Source organism: Clostridium cuniculi, assembly GCF_004353185.1.
Classification (GTDB): domain Bacteria; phylum Bacillota; class Clostridia; order Clostridiales; family Clostridiaceae; genus Clostridium; species Clostridium cuniculi.
The window spans coordinates 1-1331 of the sequence record NZ_SMUS01000098.1 but is presented as its reverse complement, the minus strand read 5'-3'; the positions used below and the strand labels follow the sequence as shown (position 1 = coordinate 1331).

The window sequence follows — 1331 nt, the reverse complement described above, 5'->3', positions numbered from 1 at the left end:
CGCTAGCTTTGTTCCGAAGAACTCTACTCGCTCGACTTGCATGTGTTAGGCACGCCGCCAGCGTTCGTCCTGAGCCAGGATCAAACTCTCACTAAAAAGTTTAATCATTTGCTCAAATTACTTTGAGTCTTTGTTTTAAGACTCTCAAAAGAATTGCTGGTTTACTTTAACTATATTCTGTTCAATTTTCAAAGACCATTTACTCTGTCGCACCGAAGCGACTTCCTTATCTTATCACTGAGAAACTTTTCTGTCAACATCTTTTTTCAACATTTTTTGTTGTTTCTGTTGACTTAGATTTACTTGATTTCTCAAGTTTTTTGTCGTGTTCCTCAGAACATGATTTATAATACCACCTAATATAATTTAAAATTTTTCATTATTTATCTATTTTTTCATCAAACTATGCTTTTTCTCTCATTTTTGATTATATGCTCCTTTTTTCTTGTATTGATACACTAGGAACAGTGTTAGTATTTTAATTATAAGTTATCCCCCATATACACATTATCCACAATCTATTATCTAGTATTATATTACTTTATCAACATAATTAACATTATCCACATTAATAAAATATACCTTATAACTTGGTTATATTCTTCTATATTTTAAGTAAATACTTTTTTAAAATCTAAAATAATTATTTAAAATATATTATTTTAGATTCTTTTTTTATTTTTTACTATTAAAATAATGTGATATATTTTTATTTGAAAATTAATTAAAACTAAAAATAGTATAAATTTTTATCATATTATTCAAATTTTTAATGCTATAATCTTTATTAATATTTTATTATATAATTAATGAAGATTTGTATTATATAATTAGCCAACTTAAAATAATATACTCTATCCAATGTAAATTATTTAATTTATTTAGTTATTTGATCAATTTATAACTCTAAAAAAATCTTTTTCCAAATTAGCTAATAATCCTGTTTACATATAGAACACTATATCTATTTATTTTCAGTTTTATATTACTTTATAATAAAAAAGATACCTAGCTTAAACTAAGTATCTTCTTATATTCAACGTTCATCAGAGAAATTTTTTACGCTAACATTAATCTTCACTAAATTTCCCGGTAAAAGCATAACATTCTTTTATCCTATCGAGTAGAAGGCTAGAATATTATATCTTCAGTTTTATATTATTTTATAACAAAAAAAGATACCTAGTTTAAACTAAGTATCTTCTTACCTGGCAACGTTCTACTCTCCCACACAGTCTCCCGTGCAGTACCATCGACGCTGTAGAGCTTAACTTTCCTGTTCGGAATGGGAAGGAGTGTTTCCTCTACGCCATCATCACCAGATCTTTGAG

2 rRNA genes are annotated in these 1331 nt (G+C 26.6%); both read right to left on the bottom strand.

What is annotated here, in order from left to right:
- Positions 1-96: ribosomal RNA gene (locus EJJ37_RS19725) — 16S ribosomal RNA — on the bottom strand; the annotation flags it as partial.
- A gap of 1110 nt (positions 97-1206) precedes the next feature.
- Positions 1207-1323, bottom strand: a 5S ribosomal RNA gene (gene rrf / locus EJJ37_RS19720).
- Positions 1324-1331: the final 8 nt, after the last annotated feature.